This window comes from Acidisoma sp. 7E03, from assembly GCF_054665075.1.
In genome coordinates this window covers 1-882 of the sequence record NZ_BAAFHE010000057.1, presented here as the reverse complement: position 1 = coordinate 882, position 882 = coordinate 1, and the positions used below count along the sequence as shown (strand labels likewise).

Sequence of the window (882 nt, the reverse complement as noted above, 5' to 3'; positions counted from 1 at the left end):
GTATCCATCCGCCGGTGGCCGCCTGGCGTTGATATTACCGAGCGCGCTTAAGGTCGTCCTTATGAGTGCGCATAAGGATGGTGGATGAGCCAGGTGACGGTTTTCAGCGGCCATGAGCGGCGGCGCCGGTGGAGTGACGAGGATCGATCTCGCATTTTAGCCGAGGCATTTTCGCCCGGTGCCTGTGTTGCGGCCGTTGCCCGTAGGAACGACATCTCGACGAGCCTGATCTATCAGTGGCGAGACAAGCTTCGCGGCCACACAGTGCCTCCGGCTTTTGTGGAAGCTGTCCTTGACGATGGCTCTGACCAGGATAGACGCGACGCTCGTCCCGCGATGGGGATCGAGTTGTCCGGCGGGATCAAAGTGGTGATATCGGCGTCGGCGCCTGCCAGTTTGGTTGCAGCCACGTTGAGGGCGCTACGATGATCCCCGTCCCGAGTGGGGTTCGGATCTGGATCGCGACCGGGCACGCGGATATGCGCAAAGGGATGGCGGGCCTTTCGCTGCTGGTGCAGGAGCATTTCAAACGGGACCCGCTTGCGGGCGATGTCTTCTTTTTCCGTGGCCGCAGCGGCTCGCTGATCAAGTGCTTGTGGCATGATGGTCTCGGCACATCGCTCTATGCAAAGCGCTTGGATCGTGGGCGCTTTATCTGGCCGGCATCAGCAGATGGGGTGATTCCGCTGACGGCATCGCAGGCCTCCTGTCTTCTTGAAGGCATCGATTGGCGCAACCCGCAGCAAAGCTGGCGGCCCAAATCTGCCGGTTAAAAACCTCGGACCCCCTTGGGTTCGGGGTACACAGGCACCCGGAAGTATGCTTCCATCGGGTCCATGAATGCTGAGCCCGAGGACGGTCCGGACGATGTCGCGGCGCTGA

General features: G+C 61.1%; 2 protein-coding genes. Both read left to right on the top strand.

Features of this window, described 5'->3' with window-relative positions:
- The first annotated feature begins 84 nt into the window (after positions 1-84).
- On the top strand, positions 85-429 hold the full coding sequence (gene tnpA / locus ACYQ6W_RS22645; RefSeq protein WP_459678562.1) for an IS66-like element accessory protein TnpA: 345 nt from the start codon (positions 85-87) through the stop codon (positions 427-429).
- Positions 426-773, top strand: coding sequence for an IS66 family insertion sequence element accessory protein TnpB (gene tnpB / locus ACYQ6W_RS22640; protein ID WP_459678561.1), 348 nt, complete (start codon positions 426-428; stop codon positions 771-773). The genes tnpA and tnpB overlap by 4 nt, the downstream gene beginning before the upstream one ends.
- Positions 774-882: the final 109 nt, after the last annotated feature.

What these genes read in the sequence shown, in the direction of transcription:
- tnpA (WP_459678562.1), top strand. Translation starts at nt 85, where the DNA reads ATGAGCCAGGTGACGGTTTTCAGCGGCCATGAGCGGCGGCGCCGGTGG.
- tnpB (WP_459678561.1), top strand. Translation starts at nt 426, where the DNA reads ATGATCCCCGTCCCGAGTGGGGTTCGGATCTGGATCGCGACCGGGCAC.